At 64.4% G+C, this 14289-nt stretch carries 13 protein-coding genes; 9 read left to right on the top strand and 4 right to left on the bottom strand.

The features are described 5' to 3' along the window. Both HV796_RS17835 and HV796_RS17830 read right to left on the bottom strand, forming a co-directional pair. Positions 1–1815, bottom strand: a complete 1815-nt coding sequence (locus HV796_RS17835) for an aminopeptidase P family protein (protein ID WP_175227810.1) — start codon at positions 1813–1815, stop codon at positions 1–3. Between the two features lie 36 nt (positions 1816–1851). Next, a complete protein-coding gene (locus HV796_RS17830; RefSeq protein WP_175227809.1) occupies positions 1852–2109 on the bottom strand; it encodes a hypothetical protein in 258 nt (85 codons plus the stop codon). 260 nt (positions 2110–2369) lie between these two features. On the opposite strand from HV796_RS17830, the gene HV796_RS17825 reads away from it, so the two are divergent. The 7 genes from HV796_RS17825 to HV796_RS17795 all read left to right on the top strand — a co-directional run bounded on the left by HV796_RS17825 (position 2370) and on the right by HV796_RS17795 (position 8645). Continuing rightward, on the top strand, positions 2370–3116 hold the full coding sequence (locus tag HV796_RS17825) for a response regulator transcription factor (protein WP_175227808.1): 747 nt from the start codon (positions 2370–2372) through the stop codon (positions 3114–3116). Positions 3117–3160: 44 nt separating this feature from the next. Continuing rightward, positions 3161–4450, top strand: coding sequence for a glutamyl-tRNA reductase (gene hemA / locus HV796_RS17820; RefSeq protein WP_175227807.1), 1290 nt, complete (start codon positions 3161–3163; stop codon positions 4448–4450). Positions 4451–4598: 148 nt separating this feature from the next. After that, complete coding sequence (prfA, locus tag HV796_RS17815) at positions 4599–5681, top strand: peptide chain release factor 1 (protein WP_175227806.1); 1083 nt, start codon at positions 4599–4601, stop codon at positions 5679–5681. 8 nt (positions 5682–5689) lie between these two features. Next, complete coding sequence (prmC, locus tag HV796_RS17810) at positions 5690–6559, top strand: peptide chain release factor N(5)-glutamine methyltransferase (protein WP_175227805.1); 870 nt, start codon at positions 5690–5692, stop codon at positions 6557–6559. A gap of 172 nt (positions 6560–6731) precedes the next feature. Then, complete coding sequence (grxD, locus tag HV796_RS17805; protein ID WP_175227804.1) at positions 6732–7043, top strand: Grx4 family monothiol glutaredoxin; 312 nt, start codon at positions 6732–6734, stop codon at positions 7041–7043. 71 nt (positions 7044–7114) lie between these two features. Continuing rightward, complete coding sequence (locus HV796_RS17800; protein ID WP_175227803.1) at positions 7115–7711, top strand: UbiX family flavin prenyltransferase; 597 nt, start codon at positions 7115–7117, stop codon at positions 7709–7711. A 148-nt stretch (positions 7712–7859) separates the two neighbouring features. Beyond that, positions 7860–8645, top strand: a complete 786-nt coding sequence (locus HV796_RS17795; protein ID WP_175227802.1) for a DODA-type extradiol aromatic ring-opening family dioxygenase — start codon at positions 7860–7862, stop codon at positions 8643–8645. A 111-nt stretch (positions 8646–8756) separates the two neighbouring features. On the opposite strand, the gene HV796_RS17790 is transcribed toward HV796_RS17795, so the two are convergent. Next, a complete protein-coding gene (locus HV796_RS17790; protein ID WP_175227801.1) occupies positions 8757–10349 on the bottom strand; it encodes an APC family permease in 1593 nt (530 codons plus the stop codon). A gap of 453 nt (positions 10350–10802) precedes the next feature. On the opposite strand from HV796_RS17790, the gene HV796_RS17785 reads away from it, so the two are divergent. Next, positions 10803–11006 carry a cold-shock protein gene (locus HV796_RS17785; protein WP_075158275.1) on the top strand — a complete coding sequence of 68 codons (204 nt, stop codon included), beginning with the start codon at positions 10803–10805 and terminating at the stop codon, positions 11004–11006. Between the two features lie 124 nt (positions 11007–11130). Here the strand turns inward: HV796_RS17785 and HV796_RS17780 are convergent, their stop codons facing one another. Next, complete coding sequence (locus HV796_RS17780) at positions 11131–12381, bottom strand: Hsp70 family protein (RefSeq protein ID WP_175227800.1); 1251 nt, start codon at positions 12379–12381, stop codon at positions 11131–11133. Positions 12382–12736: 355 nt separating this feature from the next. Between HV796_RS17780 and HV796_RS17775 the strand changes: the two genes are divergently transcribed. Then, positions 12737–14212 carry an MFS transporter gene (locus HV796_RS17775; RefSeq protein ID WP_175227799.1) on the top strand — a complete coding sequence of 492 codons (1476 nt, stop codon included), beginning with the start codon at positions 12737–12739 and terminating at the stop codon, positions 14210–14212. The last annotated feature ends 77 nt before the right edge of the window (positions 14213–14289 follow it).

Here is a 14289-nt window from a genome sequence, read left to right as displayed (position 1 = left end):
TCAGATCGCCTTGGTACGCGTCTCGAGCCATGCTTTCGCGTCGCCTGACACATGCGGCGAGACACGTGCGCGCACCGTGTCGTGATACGCGTTAAGCCACGCGCGCTCATCGTCGCGCAGCAGCGGCAACGCAATGCAACGCGTGTCAATCGGGCACAGCGTCAGCGTTTCGAACTCGAGGAAATCGCCGAATTCGGTCTTGCCGGCCGCACGGTTCAGCACCAGGTTTTCGATCCGGATGCCCCATTTGCCCGGCCGGTAAATGCCCGGCTCGATCGACGTGATCATGCCCTCTTCCATCGCGGTCCACGCTTCGGCGGGCGCATAGTGTGAGATCACTTGCGGCCCTTCGTGCACGTTCAGAAAGTAGCCGACACCGTGACCGGTGCCATGACCGTAGTCGGCGCCGGCCTCCCAGATCGGCGCGCGCGCGATCGCATCGAGCATCGGTGAGCGAATGCCGCGCGGGAACCGTGCGCGCGACAGCGCGATCGTGCCCTTCAACACTGTTGTGAAATCGCGCCGGTGCGCGTCGTCGATCGTACCGATCGGCACAACGCGCGTGATGTCGGTGGTGCCGCTCAGATACTGGCCACCCGAATCGATCAGCAGCAAACCGTTGCCTTCGATCGTCGCATGCGATTCCGGCAGCGCCCGGTAGTGCGGCATCGCGCCGTTCGCGTTGAACGCGGCGATCGTCGAAAAGCTCAAGGTGACAAAGCCCGGACGGCGCGCGCGGGCCGCGGTCAGCCGCTCGTCGACGGTCAGCTCGGTGATCGTTTCGCGACCAAGCGCCCCTTCGAACCACGCGAAGAACTCCGCGAGCGCCGCGCCATCCTGCTCCATCGTCGCACGCACGTGCTGGGCTTCGGCCTCGGTCTTGCGGGACTTGAAGAACGTCGTCGGGTTGACCGCTTCGACGATCTTCACGTGCGCCGGCACCGACTGCAGCATGCCGAACGTGACGCGCCGCGGGTCGGCAAGCAGCGTCGCACCGGCCGGCAGCGCGGCGAGCGCATCGGCCGCCTGCGGATACGGGTCGACGCGAATCCCGTCGCGCGCGAGCGCGTCGACCAGCGCCGCCGGCACCTTGCCCTCGACCACGAACAGCGACGCACGCTCAAGCCCGATCAGCGCGTGCGCGACGAACACCGGGTTGTAGTTCACGTCGGCGCCGCGCAGGTTCAGCAGCCATGCGAGGTCGTCGAGCGTCGAGATGAAATGCCACTGCGCGCCTTGCTCCCGCATCGCGCGACGCAGCCGGTCGAGCTTTTCCGCCCGCGCGACGCTCGCCTGCGGCGGCGTATGTTCGTATACCGCATCGGTCGGCAACGCCGGGCGCTGTGGCCAGATCGCGTCGAGCAGGTCGACATCCGTGCGCAGCCTGACGCCGCGCGCGCTCAGCGCGTCGTTGAGCGCGCGTGCCGCCGCGACGCCCAGCACCGCGCCGTCGACCGCCACCGTGCCGTCGGCCGGCACGTTTTGCGCGAGCCATTCGATATGCGGCTGTGTCTGCTGGCCGCCCATCATCTTCATCAACTGGACGCCGGTGCCGGCCAGTTGCGCTTCGGCCTGCACCCAATAGCGGCTATCGACCCACAGGCCCGCAAAATCGGCGGTCACGACGAGCGTGCCGACCGAGCCGGTGAAGCCGGACAGCCACTCGCGCCCTTTCCAGCGCCCAGGCAGATACTCGGACAGATGCGGGTCCGCCGACGGCACCAGACAGGCAGCAAAGCCTGCGCGCGACATCGCGCTGCGTAATTGTGCAATCCGCTCGGGAATCGACGCGGTTTCGGGGAGTCGGACGTTCATCGTATTCACCAGGAAAATTGAGTTCAGGCGGCGAGTTTATCGCCGCGTTGACAGCAAGCCGACGGCCGCGGCCACCGCGACCAGCGCAACCGCCGTGCAAACCGGCCATTCGAGCGTATCGCCATCATGAAACAGCGTGGTGACGTTGCCCGCCATGCGCGCGACCGCAGCGCCCAGCACCCCGGCCAGCACCGCAAGCCACAGTCGCGCGCGGCTTCTGCGCCGCAGCGGGTGTAGCCACCAGCCGACCAGCCCCACCGCTACCCCGAGGACAACGATTCCGGGCCAGCCCATCAGCGACATGACTCCCGCAGCGCAAGATTTGTCTGCAGATTCGGATTTATCCCATAGGCCGACATGACGACGATAGCTAGCATTTTTCTCTCATTAACCAGAAGGTCAGCACGGCGCTTTTCTGCGCCGCTGTTCATCGGCGGTTCGCCAGCAGTTGCGCGGCGATGAGTAGCGGTTGAGTTTAGGGGCGGGAATAACGTTAGGCAAGCCGCAACGCCAGCGCCCGCGCAACCCGTGGCGTCGGTCTGCAACGCGTCCTCATGCGAATCGCCCTCATCGAGCCGGACCTTCGCCACGCGGAACTCGTCACCCGCCTGCTGCTCGCGGCGGGACACGCGTGCCAGCACTTCAGCGCCAGCGAGCCGTTTCTCTGTAGCGCGAAGCAGCTTTTCTTCGATCTGCTCGTCACCGAAGCCTGGGCGGGCGACCGCTGCGCCGACGACGTCATTTCGCTCGCACGCGACGTGCTGCCCGGCCTGCCGGTCATCGTCACGATGAAGGCGCCGCGCGAGAGCGAGCTGGTCGCAGCGCTCCACGCCGGCGCCGACGACTGCCTCGCGAAACCGGTGCGCGGCCCGGAAATGCTGGCCCGTGTCGACGCGCTGATCCGGCGCGCGGGCTTTCGCAGACCGCGCAGCCACGCCCGCGAGATGTTCGGCGAGTATGCGTTTGACGGCGGACGCTCGATCGTCTCCTTTCGGGGACAAATCATTCCACTGACGCCGAAGGAGCTTCGCTTCGCGCTCCTGCTGTTTTCGAACATGTCGCGGCCCGTTTCGCGCGCGCAGATCCTTGAAACCGTCTGGGGTCGCCGCGACATCAGGTCACGTACGCTCGATACGCATGCATCCCGCATCCGCGCGAAACTGGAACTGCGGCCCGAGCGAGGCTACGCGTTGACGCCGCTCTATGGCTACGGCTACCGGCTGGACGCAGTTTCCGCCGGAGGCGGCAATGGCGGCGGCGATGAGCCGCCGAGGAATGAAACAATCGTAGAAACGCTATAATATGGGGCTAAACCATAGCCCTATTTATCGGGCTGTCCCCACTTATGCAGCTTCTAACGATCGGAATCAACCACCACACTGCGCCAGTCGCCCTGCGCGAACGCGTGGCGTTTCCGCTCGAACAGGTCAAGCCTGCGCTCGAGGCGTTCAAGAGCATCTGGCTGGGGCACGGGGCGGCGCCCAACGCGCCTGAAGCCGCGATCCTGTCCACCTGCAACCGCACCGAACTCTATTGCGCCACCGACGACCATGCCGCCCGCGAGGCCGCGATCCGGTGGCTATCGAAGTATCACAATCTCCCCGTCGACGAACTCGCGCCGCATGTCTACGCGCTGCCGCAATCGGAAGCGGTGCGGCACGCGTTTCGCGTCGCGTCGGGGCTCGATTCGATGGTGCTTGGCGAAACGCAGATTGTCGGTCAGATGAAGGATGCGGTGCGCACCGCGTCCGAGGCCGGCGCGCTGGGCACCTATCTGAACCAGTTGTTCCAGCGCACCTTCGCGGTTGCGAAGGAAGTTCGCAGCACGACTGAAATCGGCGCGCAGTCGGTGTCGATGGCTGCCGCGGCCGTGCGGCTTGCGCAGCGCATTTTCGACAAGGTGTCGAACCAACGCGTGCTGTTCATCGGCGCGGGCGAAATGATCGAATTGTGCGTGACGCACTTCGCCGCGCAGCAGCCCCGCGAACTGGTGATCGCGAACCGCACCGCCGAGCGCGGCGAGCGCCTTGCCGAACGCTTCAATGGCCGGGCCATTCCGTTGGGCGAGCTGCCGCAGCGGATGCACGAGTTCGACATCATCGTGTCGTGCACGGCGTCCACGTTGCCGATCATCGGTCTTGGCGCGGTCGAGCGCGCGGTCAAGGCGCGCCGCCACCGGCCGATTTTCATGGTCGATCTGGCCGTGCCCCGCGATATAGAGCCGGAAGTCGGCATGCTCGAAGACGTGTTCCTGTACACCGTCGACGATCTCGGCGCGATTGTCCGCGAAGGCAATGCGTCGCGCCAGGCGGCCGTCGCGCAGGCCGAAGCGATCATCGAAACGCGTGTGCAGAATTTCATGCACTGGCTCGACGCGCGCAGCATCGTGCCGGTCATTCGTCATATGCACACGCAGGCGGATTCGCTGCGCCGTGTTGAAGTCGAAAAAGCGCTGAAGATGCTCGCGCGCGGCGACGACCCAGCGGTCGTGCTCGAAGCGATGTCGCAGGCGATCACGAACAAGCTGATCCACGGTCCGACCCACGCGCTAAATCGCGCAAACGGCGAAGACCGCGCTGCGCTCATCGAATTGATGAGCGGCTTCTACAAGCACAATCACACGTCCGAGCGTTAGCTGCGCTCAAGCGTATCGCGCGTCGACGGTCCGGCAGCAGTCGCTTCGCGGAACCTGTGCGACGCCCCTGCCCTGCGGCCTTTCTGGCCCGCTTCCCGAAGTCGTCATCCCGTCCGGAGCCCGCTGCGGACCGCACACTGAACGCCCGATGAAAACGAGCATGCAAAGCAAGCTCGACCAGCTCACCACGCGACTGGCCGAACTGAATGACCTGTTAAGCCGCGAAGACGTCACCGCGAATCTCGACCAATACCGCAAGCTGACGCGCGAGCATGCGGAGCTCGGCCCGCTCGTCGAGCACTACGCACTGTGGCGCCAGGCGATAAGCGACTCGGCCACCGCGCAGGAACTGTTGTCGGACCCGTCGATGAAAGAATTCGCCGAAGACGAAATCCGCGCGGCGCGCGAGCGGATGGAGCAGCTCGAAAACGAATTGCAGCGGATGCTGCTGCCGAAGGACCCGAACGACGCTCGCAACATCTTCCTCGAAATCCGTGCGGGCACAGGCGGCGACGAGTCGGCGCTGTTCGCGGGCGACCTGCTGCGCATGTATCTGCGCTACGCGGAGCGCAACCGCTGGCAGGTCGAAATGATGTCGGCGAGCGAGTCGGACCTCGGCGGGTATAAGGAAGTGATCGTGCGCATCGCCGGCGAGGCGGCGTACTCGAAGCTGAAGTTCGAATCGGGCGGCCACCGCGTGCAGCGCGTGCCCGCCACCGAAACGCAGGGCCGCATTCACACCTCCGCGTGCACCGTCGCGGTGATGCCGGAAGCCGACGAAATCGGCGAGGTCGAAATCAATCCGGCAGACTTGCGGATCGATACGTTCCGCGCGTCCGGCGCGGGCGGCCAGCACATCAACAAGACGGATTCCGCGGTACGGGTTACGCACTTGCCGACCGGCATCGTCGTCGAATGCCAGGACGACCGCTCGCAGCACAAGAACAAGGATCGCGCGCTGAAAGTGCTGGCCGCGCGCATCAAGGACAAGCAGTACCACGAGCAGCACGCGAAGGAAGCGGCGACGCGCAAGAGCCTGATCGGCTCCGGCGACCGCTCCGAGCGCATCCGCACGTACAACTTCCCGCAAGGTCGGCTGACCGATCACCGGATCAACCTGACGCTGTACCGGCTCGAAGCCATCATGGAAGGCGACCTTGACGAACTGATCGCCGCGCTCGTCAGCGAACATCAGGCCGAGTTGCTCGCATCGCTCGGCGACGCCGAGTGAGCAAACACATGGCCGAAGCTCCCGATACGGTAGCGGCACTCCTTCGCGCGTCCGCGTTGCCGGCGCTCGAAGCGCGCATGCTGCTCGGTCATGCGCTCGGTTGGCGCCGCACGGAGTTGATCACGCGCGCGCATGAACCGCTCGATGCCGCGCCCGTGGCGCGCTGGCGAGCGCTGGAAGCGCGGCGTGTCGCGGGAGAACCGGTCGCGCAACTGGTCGGCGCGCGCGAGTTCTTCGGGCTTGAATTCGAAGTGACGCCGCATGTGCTGATTCCGCGTCCGGAGACCGAGTTGCTGGTCGAAACGGTGCTCGGTGCCATTGCTGGCCGTGCGCAGCCGCGCGTGCTCGATCTCGGCACCGGAACCGGCGCGATCGCGGTAGCGATCGCGTCATCGCGACCGGATGCGCAGGTGTGGGCGGTCGACCGGTCCGCCGAAGCGCTGCAGGTCGCCACGCGCAACGCGGCGCGCCTGCTCGACGCCGGACGGCCCGGCGGCGCGCTGAACCTGCAGCAAGGCGACTGGTACGCCGCGCTAGTGCCCGCACTTCGCTTCGATGTGATCGTCAGCAACCCTCCGTATATCGCGAGCGACGATCCGCATCTCACACAAGGCGACTTGCGCTTCGAGCCGCGCGGCGCGCTGACCGACGAAGCGAACGGCCTGTCCGCGATCCGCGCGATCGTCGCGGATGCACCGGCGTGGCTCGCCGCGCACGGCGCGCTGTGGATCGAGCACGGCTACGATCAGGCGAGCGCAGTGCGCACGCTGATGACAGCACGCGGCTTTCGCCAGGTGCGCTCGGAACGCGACCTGGCCGGCATCGAACGCGTCAGTGGCGGCGAACTCGCGGACTCGTCGCCGCATACCGACGCGTGATCGCGCCCGGCGCTTGGGTTGATCAGCGCGCAGCGCCCTTGCGCGGCGTCTTTGCGGAGTCAGCCGGAGACACGTCACCGCACCCCACCGCGCCGGCAGCGCCGGCTTGCGTCCGCGAAATCCGCTATCATTTCAAGTCACCCCACTTACTTCCGGAACCGCAAGGTCAGTCATGGACACGCAACAACGCATCAAGCAAATCGTCGACGAAAACCCCGTCGTGCTCTTCATGAAGGGCAACGCGCAATTTCCGATGTGCGGTTTCTCGGGCCGTGCGGTGCAAATCCTGAAGGCGTGCGGCGTCGACGAGTTCAAGACCGTCAACGTGCTCGAAGATGACGAAGTCCGCCAGGGCATCAAGGAATACTCGAGCTGGCCGACCATCCCGCAGCTTTACGTGAAGGGCGAATTCATCGGCGGGTCGGACATCATGATGGAAATGTATCAATCGGGCGAACTCCAGCAGTTGTTCGCCGCGGCATAACAAAGCATAAAGAGACAATAGCCCCTCCGCCCCGTGGGGGCGGCTTGGGCGCCCAGGAGGCGCGTCACGTCATGGACACACGCGTTGCGGCGCCGCGTCGGGTGATTGTCGCGATCACCGGCGCATCTGGCGCCATTTATGGCATCCGGCTGTTGCATGCGCTACGCCGGATCGGCGGCATCGAAAGCCATCTGCTCGTGTCGGGCGCCGGCTGGCTCAACATCCAGCACGAACTGCAGCTGACCAAAGACGACGTGAACCCGCTTGCGGATGTCGTCCATTCGGTGCGCGATATTGGCGCGAGTGTCGCGTCGGGCTCGTTTGCGACGCACGGGATGATCGTCGCGCCGTGTTCAATGAAGACGCTCGCGAGCATCGCGCATGGGCTGTCGGACAATCTCATCTCCCGCGCCGCCGACGTCACGCTGAAAGAGCGTCGCCGGCTCGTGCTGATGGTGCGGGAGACGCCGCTTAACCTCGTGCATCTGCGCAATATGACGGCCGTGACCGAGATGGGCGGGATCGTGTTCCCGCCGGTGCCGGCGTTCTACAGCAAACCCGCTTCGCTCGATGAAATGGTCGATCACACCGTCGCGCGCGCGATGGATCTGCTTGCACTCGGGCCGTCGCTCGCGCCGGCGTGGGAAGGGTTGAACGGAACCGCATAGGCCGCAGCGACGGGCAGCGACCGGCAACGATTCCCAACAACGGCGACGCAAATAATTCCGTTTTGTGCCGTTTATCAAGCCGTAGTGCGGGTTATATAGTGCTTTCGTTGACGCCACCCGATCGCGCCCGCGCGCGACCCACCCCGCCATGACCCGCTTACCCTCGCTATTCCTGTCTCACGGCGCGCCCACGCTGCCGATCGACCCGTCGTTGCCGTCCGCTGAATTTGCATCGCTGTCGGCTGAATTGCCGCGTCCGAACGCGATCCTGATGCTATCCGCGCACTGGATGACCGCGCAGCCGGTTGCAAGCACCGCGGAGAATCCGGAGACGATTCACGACTTTTACGGCTTCCCGCGCCCACTCTACGAGATCGAATATCCAGCGCCAGGCGCGCCGGACCTCGCGCGCCGCGCGGCGGAACGCCTTGGCGCAGCGGGTATCGCATCGTCGAGTGAGCCGCGCGGGCTCGATCATGGCGCATGGGTGCCGATGCTATTGATGTTCCCGGCGGCCGACGTGCCGGTCGCTCAGTTGTCGATTCAGCCGCGCCGGGATCCGGCACACCACTTTCGGGTCGGCCGCGCGTTGCGCGAATTGCGCGATCACGGCGTGATGGTGATCGGCTCAGGACAAATCACGCACAACCTGCGCGAAGCGGACTTCTCGGCGCGCCCCGAAGACGCGGATCCGCGTGTGACGGAGTTCACCGACTGGTTCGAGGCCCGTCTGGCCGCGCGCGATATCGACGCGTTGCTCGACTACCGGCGTCGTGCGCCGCACGCGGTGTCGATGCACCCGACCGACGAGCATCTGCTGCCGTTGTTCGCCGCGCTGGGCGCCGCCGGCGATCACTTTCAGATGCAGATCCAACCGCTCGGCACGTATCAGCGCGTGCTGGCGATGACGAACTACGTGTTCGCCGACGCCTGAACTGCGGTGCGTTGAGTACTCGATAAAAACCGCCGGATGCGATGCCTCCGGCGGCCTCTCATTCAATACACGACGCCCGATCGGCGCCAGCGGATCGGACTCGAACGCGCCTTACGCGCCGATCCCCTCGAGAATCTCGTCGTGCGATTCGCGCTCGTCAAGGTACTCGGTGCGGTAGCCGGTATGGACGCCCCAGTAGTAGAACACCAGCGCGCACACGATCACGACCACCATATCCCACCCATACGGCAACACGCCAGTGCCGCCGAACTGCTTGCTGCCGATCAGCGACAGCACCGCCATCGTCGGCAAATAAGCAACCAGCCACCACGCGGCAGTCAGGTCGCGGCTCCAGCCGGCAAAGCCGATCTTCGCCTGAAAATAGAAGTACACGGGCAACGCGACGATCATCAGCAGAATGATTTCGCCCGTCAACGGCCACTTCGCCCAGTACAGAATCAGCGATGCGCAGACGAACGCGAATGGCGCGATCACTTTCATCCCGGCGATCTGCAGCGGCCGCTCGAGATCGGTCGCGGTGCGGCGCAGCGCCATCAGACTGATCGGCCCGGTGAGGTACGAAATCACCGTCGCGACCGAGATCACCGCCGCGAGCGAGCTCCAGCCGCGGAAGAAGAACAGGAAGAGAAACGACACGAACAGGTTGAACCACATCGCTGTACGCGGTACGCCGTAGAGCGGATGCACGACGCCGAACATCTTCGGCATCGTGTTGTTACGCTCCATCGCGTAGATCATCCGGGTCGTGGTTGCCATGTACGTCGTACCGGTGCCACTCGGGCTGACGAACGCATCGATATACAGCAGAATCGCCAGCCAGTTCAGGTTCAGCGCGATCGCCAGTTCCGCGAACGGCGACGCAAACGTGAGGTGACCCCAGCCTTTCGCCACGTCGCCGGGATTAACCGCCCCGATATACGCGATCTGCAGCAGTACGTAGATCACGAGCGCGATCAGGATCGAACCGATCACCGCGAACGGCACGCTCTTCGCCGGATTGCGCGCCTCCCCCGCCAGATTCACCGGACTCTGGAATCCGTTGAACGCAAAGACGATGCCGCTCGTCGCGACCGCGGTCAGCACTGCCGACCATCCGTACGGCGCGAACGTGCTCGCCTGGCCGAAGTTCTCGCGGTGAAACCCGGTCAGCATCAGGCCGAGAATCGTCGCGCCGGGAATCAGGAACTTGAAGATCGTGATGGCCGAGTTCGCGTGCGCGAACAGCTTCACGCCCCAGTAGTTGAGCAGGAAATAGATAATCACGAGCACGGCGGACAACAGCACGCCGTTGGTCGTCAGTGATCCGTTCACGAACAGCGCATGCGCCCAGTCGTAAGGCCAGGTGCTCATATACTGGATGGACGCTTCCGCTTCGATTGGAATGACCGATACGATCGCAATCCAGTTCGCCCATGCGCTGATGAAACCGACCAGCGCGCCATGCGAATAGCGCGCGTAGCGCACCATGCCGCCCGACTCGGGGAACATCGCGCCGAGTTCGGCGTAGGTCATCGCAATCGCGAGAATCACGACCGCGCCGATCACCCATGCACAAATGGCAGCAGGCCCTGCAATTTTTGCCGCCTTCCACGCGCCGAACAGCCAGCCCGATCCGATGATCGAACCCAGGCCGGTCAACAACAACGCGATCGGCCCGACGTTCCGTTGAATAGAACTTTTCACGTCTTCTCCTGTGTCTGAATCCGTATCGATGCCGTATGGGTTCAAAGCTGCTTTACCGTTCGCCGGCTACGATATGCACGCTTCGGGCCAGCATGTCCACACATCCGTCCGTATGTACAGGTGCAACCCCGCGAGGGGTCGTAGTGTAACGGTTGCACCTGTCGTTTGAATACCGGAAGTCTGCATCCCTACAAAAAAAACGGCTGGTTTGCAAGTTTTGTAATCATCGTTTGGGGTACAAACGTTAATCGCCGCGAAGAAAATAGGGACACTATTGACCTTCTCTCGAAATGACCGTATAAAGATCGTGCAGGATTTCAAGTGGCGAGTGAATTGGTCTTTCGTAGTTCGCCCATCACGGTACTCCGGTTGGTCCTATTACCCCCTTCCTTGATTTTCATGCACCCCCTATAGGCTTCGGCCTTATATTTACCTCTCTTAGGAAAAAGTAATATGGAAACCGGTACCGTCAAGTGGTTCAATGACGCAAAGGGCTTTGGCTTTATCACCCCGGACGGCGGCGGCGAAGATCTGTTCGCGCATTTCTCTGAAATTCGCATCGAAGGCTTCAAGACGCTGCAAGAAAACCAGAAGGTCACGTTCGAAGTGAAGACTGGCCCGAAGGGCAAGCAAGCCGCGAACATCAAGCCGGCCTAATACGCCGTGCTGCCCCGAGGCGATCCCTCGGGATGCAAAAAACCCCGCCTGTGCGGGGTTTTTTTGTGCCTGCTGCCCGGGAAAACCCGCAGCAACACGCTGGCGAAGCTTCCCGCTGCCGCGCTTACCTGAAGACCCGCTGCGCGTGAATACCTAAACCTGTCGCGACACTGGCGAGCCGATCGCCGAACACCGGCCGCGCGGCCGGGAACGCCGCCGACAGCGCGCCCGAAAGAAACGCAAGACCAGTCGAGCCGCCGGTGAAATACAACGCGCTTACGTCCCGATCGGCGACACCGGCTGCCTGGACCGTATCGCGCGCCGCCTGCACGATGCGCTGCGTTTCCTCCTTGCCCGCGTCGATCAGTTGGGCCTCATCGAACGCGACGCGCAGGTCGTCTTCCACCCGATCCAGATCGATCAGCGTCTCGCCGCCTGCCGCGACACCGATCTTCGCCTCTTCCGCGCGCGCAGCAAGCGCATGACCGAGGCGCTGCTCGACGACGCGCATCAGCCGGTCGTGATGGTGAGTGTCCGTGTACAGATGCCGCATCAGCACCAGCTCGCCGACACGCTTCGGCGCATAGACGGTATTGATCAGATGCCACGTCGCGAGATCGAAGTAGATGCGGTTTGGGACTTCGCGTCCTTCCGGGTCGATCGACCGGTAGCCGAGTTCGGTGAGGATCGTCGTCAGTTCGACGCGCCGATCGAAATCGGTGCCCGCAACGTGCACGCCATGATGCGCGAGCACGTCGTCCTTACGCTCGAGGCGCGCCATCCGCTGCGGCCCGACGCGCACCAGCGAGAAGTCCGATGTGCCGCCGCCGATGTCCGCGACCAGCACGAGCCCCTCTTCGGTCAGATGCGATTCATAGTCGAACGCGGCGGCAATCGGCTCATACTGGAAATGGATGTCGCGAAAGCCAACCGAGCGCGCGGCGGCTTCCAGCTGTTGCTGCGCGAGACGGTCGGCGCGCGGGTCGTCGTCGACGAAGAACACCGGGCGGCCGAGCACCGCGCGCTCGAGCGGGACGCCCGCGCGCGCTTCCGCGTGGCGCTTCAGATGCATCAGGAAAATCGCGATCACGTCGGTGTACTTGATCGCACTGCCGTCGCCGAGGTCGGTCGTGCTGTCGGCAAGCGCCGAGCCGAGAATGCTCTTCATCGAGCGCATCAGCCGGCCGTCGAAGCCGTCGATATACGCTTCGAGCGCCGCGCGCCCGAATTCGCGGGTGTTTTCGTCGACATTGAAGAACACCGCGGTCGGCAGCGTGGTGTACGCACCTTCGACCGGCGCGAGCCGCAGCGCCCCATCGCCGGGCACCGCGACAGCCGAATTCGACGTACCGAAGTCAATCGCGCAAAAGGTCATGAGGACATCGCTGGCTGACGGCGGCGTGCGCCGCCCGCGCCCGCGCGAGCAAGGGGAAGGACGGGCTTTTTAGCACGAAAGCACCCGATGCGGCAACCAATGGTTCCGGGCCGGCGCCCGCAGCAGCACCGGCGGCACATGCCGCGGGCGACGCCGTAGGCCGCGTACGAGAACGTACAGGCGTCATTGGACAGGCATCCACCGGCGCGTCGCAGCCAACACGCGGAACGAAATTTGCGCGAAGCCGGACTGCCTGAATCGCGGCGGCGCCAGAATACCCGCCTGGCTTTATCGACCGCCAATTCCATCGCATCCCCACCCGCTACCCCGTATCGGAAACAGGAGACTCACCGCCATGTCCGAACCGCCCGCCGCAACGGCCCGCGCTGAAGCGTCCGCGATCATCGAAACGGATATACCGGCGAGGCTCGACCGTCTGCCGTGGGGCCGCTTTCACTCGCTGATCGTGGTCGCGCTCGGCATCACATGGCTGCTCGACGGACTGGAGGTGACGCTGGCCGGCGCCGTCGCGAGCGCGTTGAAGTCGAGCCCGGCGCTGCATTTCAACAATGCCGAAGTGGGCCTCGCCGGCAGCGCGTATATCGCGGGCGCTGTGCTCGGCGCGCTCGGCTTCGGCTGGCTGACCGACCGTCTCGGCCGGCGCAGACTGTTCTTCATCACGCTCGCGCTCTATCTGGTCGCAACCGCGGCGACCGCGTTGTCGTGGAACCTCGCGACGTTCCTGTTGTTCCGCTTCCTGACCGGCGCGGGCATCGGCGGCGAGTACACCGCGATCAACTCGACGATCCAGGAGTTCACACCGGCACGGGTCCGTGGCTGGACCGATCTGGCGATCAACGGCACGTTCTGGGTCGGCGCGGGACTCGGCGCCGCCGGCTCGCTGGTGCTGCTCGACCCGGGCCTGATGCCGCCGGACTGGGGTTGGCGCGCCTGCTTTCTGATCGGCGCGGTGCTCGCGCTCGCGATCCTGCCGATGCGCGTGTGGATTCCGGAGAGCCCGCGCTGGCTTCTAACGCACAACGAAGCGCAGCAGGCGCGCTCGGTGGTCGAAGCAATCGAGGCGCGCTTTCGCAGCGACGGACACGCGCTCGCCGCCGACGACTCACTCAAGCGCCTACGCTTGCGCTCGCGCGAGCGCACGACGCTACGCGAGGTGTTCAGCACGCTGTTCGTCCGGCATCGACGACGCGCGCTCGTCGGGCTATCGCTGATGACCGCGCAGGCGTTCTTCTACAACGCCATCTTCTTCACCTATGCACTGGTGCTCACCGACTTCTACGGCGTGCCCGGCGATCATGTCGGCTGGTATCTGCTGCCGTTCGCGCTGGGCAACTTTCTGGGTCCGCTGCTGCTCGGCAGACTCTTCGATGTGATCGGCCGGCGCAAGATGATCGCGACGACCTATGCGCTGTCCGCCGTGCTGCTGACCGCGAGCGGCTATCTGTTCCAGCAGCATTGGCTGACCGTCACGACGCAAACCATCGCGTGGATGGTGATCTTCTTCTTCGCTTCAGCCGCCGCGAGCTCCGCGTATCTGACCGTCAGCGAGTCGTTCCCGCTCGAGATTCGCGCGCTTGCGATCGCGGTGTTCTATGCATTCGGCACAGCGCTCGGCGGCATCGCAGGACCCGCTTTCTTCGGACGCTTGATCGATACGCATCAACGCAGTGCCGTATTCTCGGGCTATCTGGTCGGCTCGGCGCTGATGCTGATCGCCGCCGTGGTCGCCGCGATCTGGGGCATCGATGCGGAGCGGCGCTCGTTGGAAAGTGTGGCCGCGCCGCTTTCGGCGGTTACCGATAACGACTGATACGGTCCTCTCACGCGACAATTGCACACGCCTCTTTCGTCAGATGAGATCGCCGCGCGGCGATACACAGTCAGGCG

Origin of the sequence: Paraburkholderia humisilvae (assembly GCF_902859855.1) — a bacterium.
In the GTDB taxonomy this organism is placed as follows: Bacteria; Pseudomonadota; Gammaproteobacteria; order Burkholderiales; family Burkholderiaceae; genus Paraburkholderia; species Paraburkholderia humisilvae.
The sequence above is the reverse complement of the archived record's forward strand: the minus strand, read 5'-3'. Positions and strand labels throughout refer to the sequence as shown.

Bases quoted from the DNA above. Each gene is read 5' to 3' on its own strand.
- HV796_RS17835 (WP_175227810.1), bottom strand. From the start codon at position 1,815: ATGAACGTCCGACTCCCCGAAACCGCGTCGATTCCCGAGCGGATTGCA.
- HV796_RS17830 (WP_175227809.1), bottom strand. From the start codon at position 2,109: ATGGGCTGGCCCGGAATCGTTGTCCTCGGGGTAGCGGTGGGGCTGGTC.
- HV796_RS17825 (WP_175227808.1), top strand. From the start codon at position 2,370: ATGCGAATCGCCCTCATCGAGCCGGACCTTCGCCACGCGGAACTCGTC.
- hemA (WP_175227807.1), top strand. From the start codon at position 3,161: ATGCAGCTTCTAACGATCGGAATCAACCACCACACTGCGCCAGTCGCC.
- prfA (WP_175227806.1), top strand. From the start codon at position 4,599: ATGAAAACGAGCATGCAAAGCAAGCTCGACCAGCTCACCACGCGACTG.
- prmC (WP_175227805.1), top strand. From the start codon at position 5,690: ATGGCCGAAGCTCCCGATACGGTAGCGGCACTCCTTCGCGCGTCCGCG.
- grxD (WP_175227804.1), top strand. From the start codon at position 6,732: ATGGACACGCAACAACGCATCAAGCAAATCGTCGACGAAAACCCCGTC.
- HV796_RS17800 (WP_175227803.1), top strand. From the start codon at position 7,115: ATGGACACACGCGTTGCGGCGCCGCGTCGGGTGATTGTCGCGATCACC.
- HV796_RS17795 (WP_175227802.1), top strand. From the start codon at position 7,860: ATGACCCGCTTACCCTCGCTATTCCTGTCTCACGGCGCGCCCACGCTG.
- HV796_RS17785 (WP_075158275.1), top strand. From the start codon at position 10,803: ATGGAAACCGGTACCGTCAAGTGGTTCAATGACGCAAAGGGCTTTGGC.
- HV796_RS17780 (WP_175227800.1), bottom strand. From the start codon at position 12,381: ATGACCTTTTGCGCGATTGACTTCGGTACGTCGAATTCGGCTGTCGCG.
- HV796_RS17775 (WP_175227799.1), top strand. From the start codon at position 12,737: ATGTCCGAACCGCCCGCCGCAACGGCCCGCGCTGAAGCGTCCGCGATC.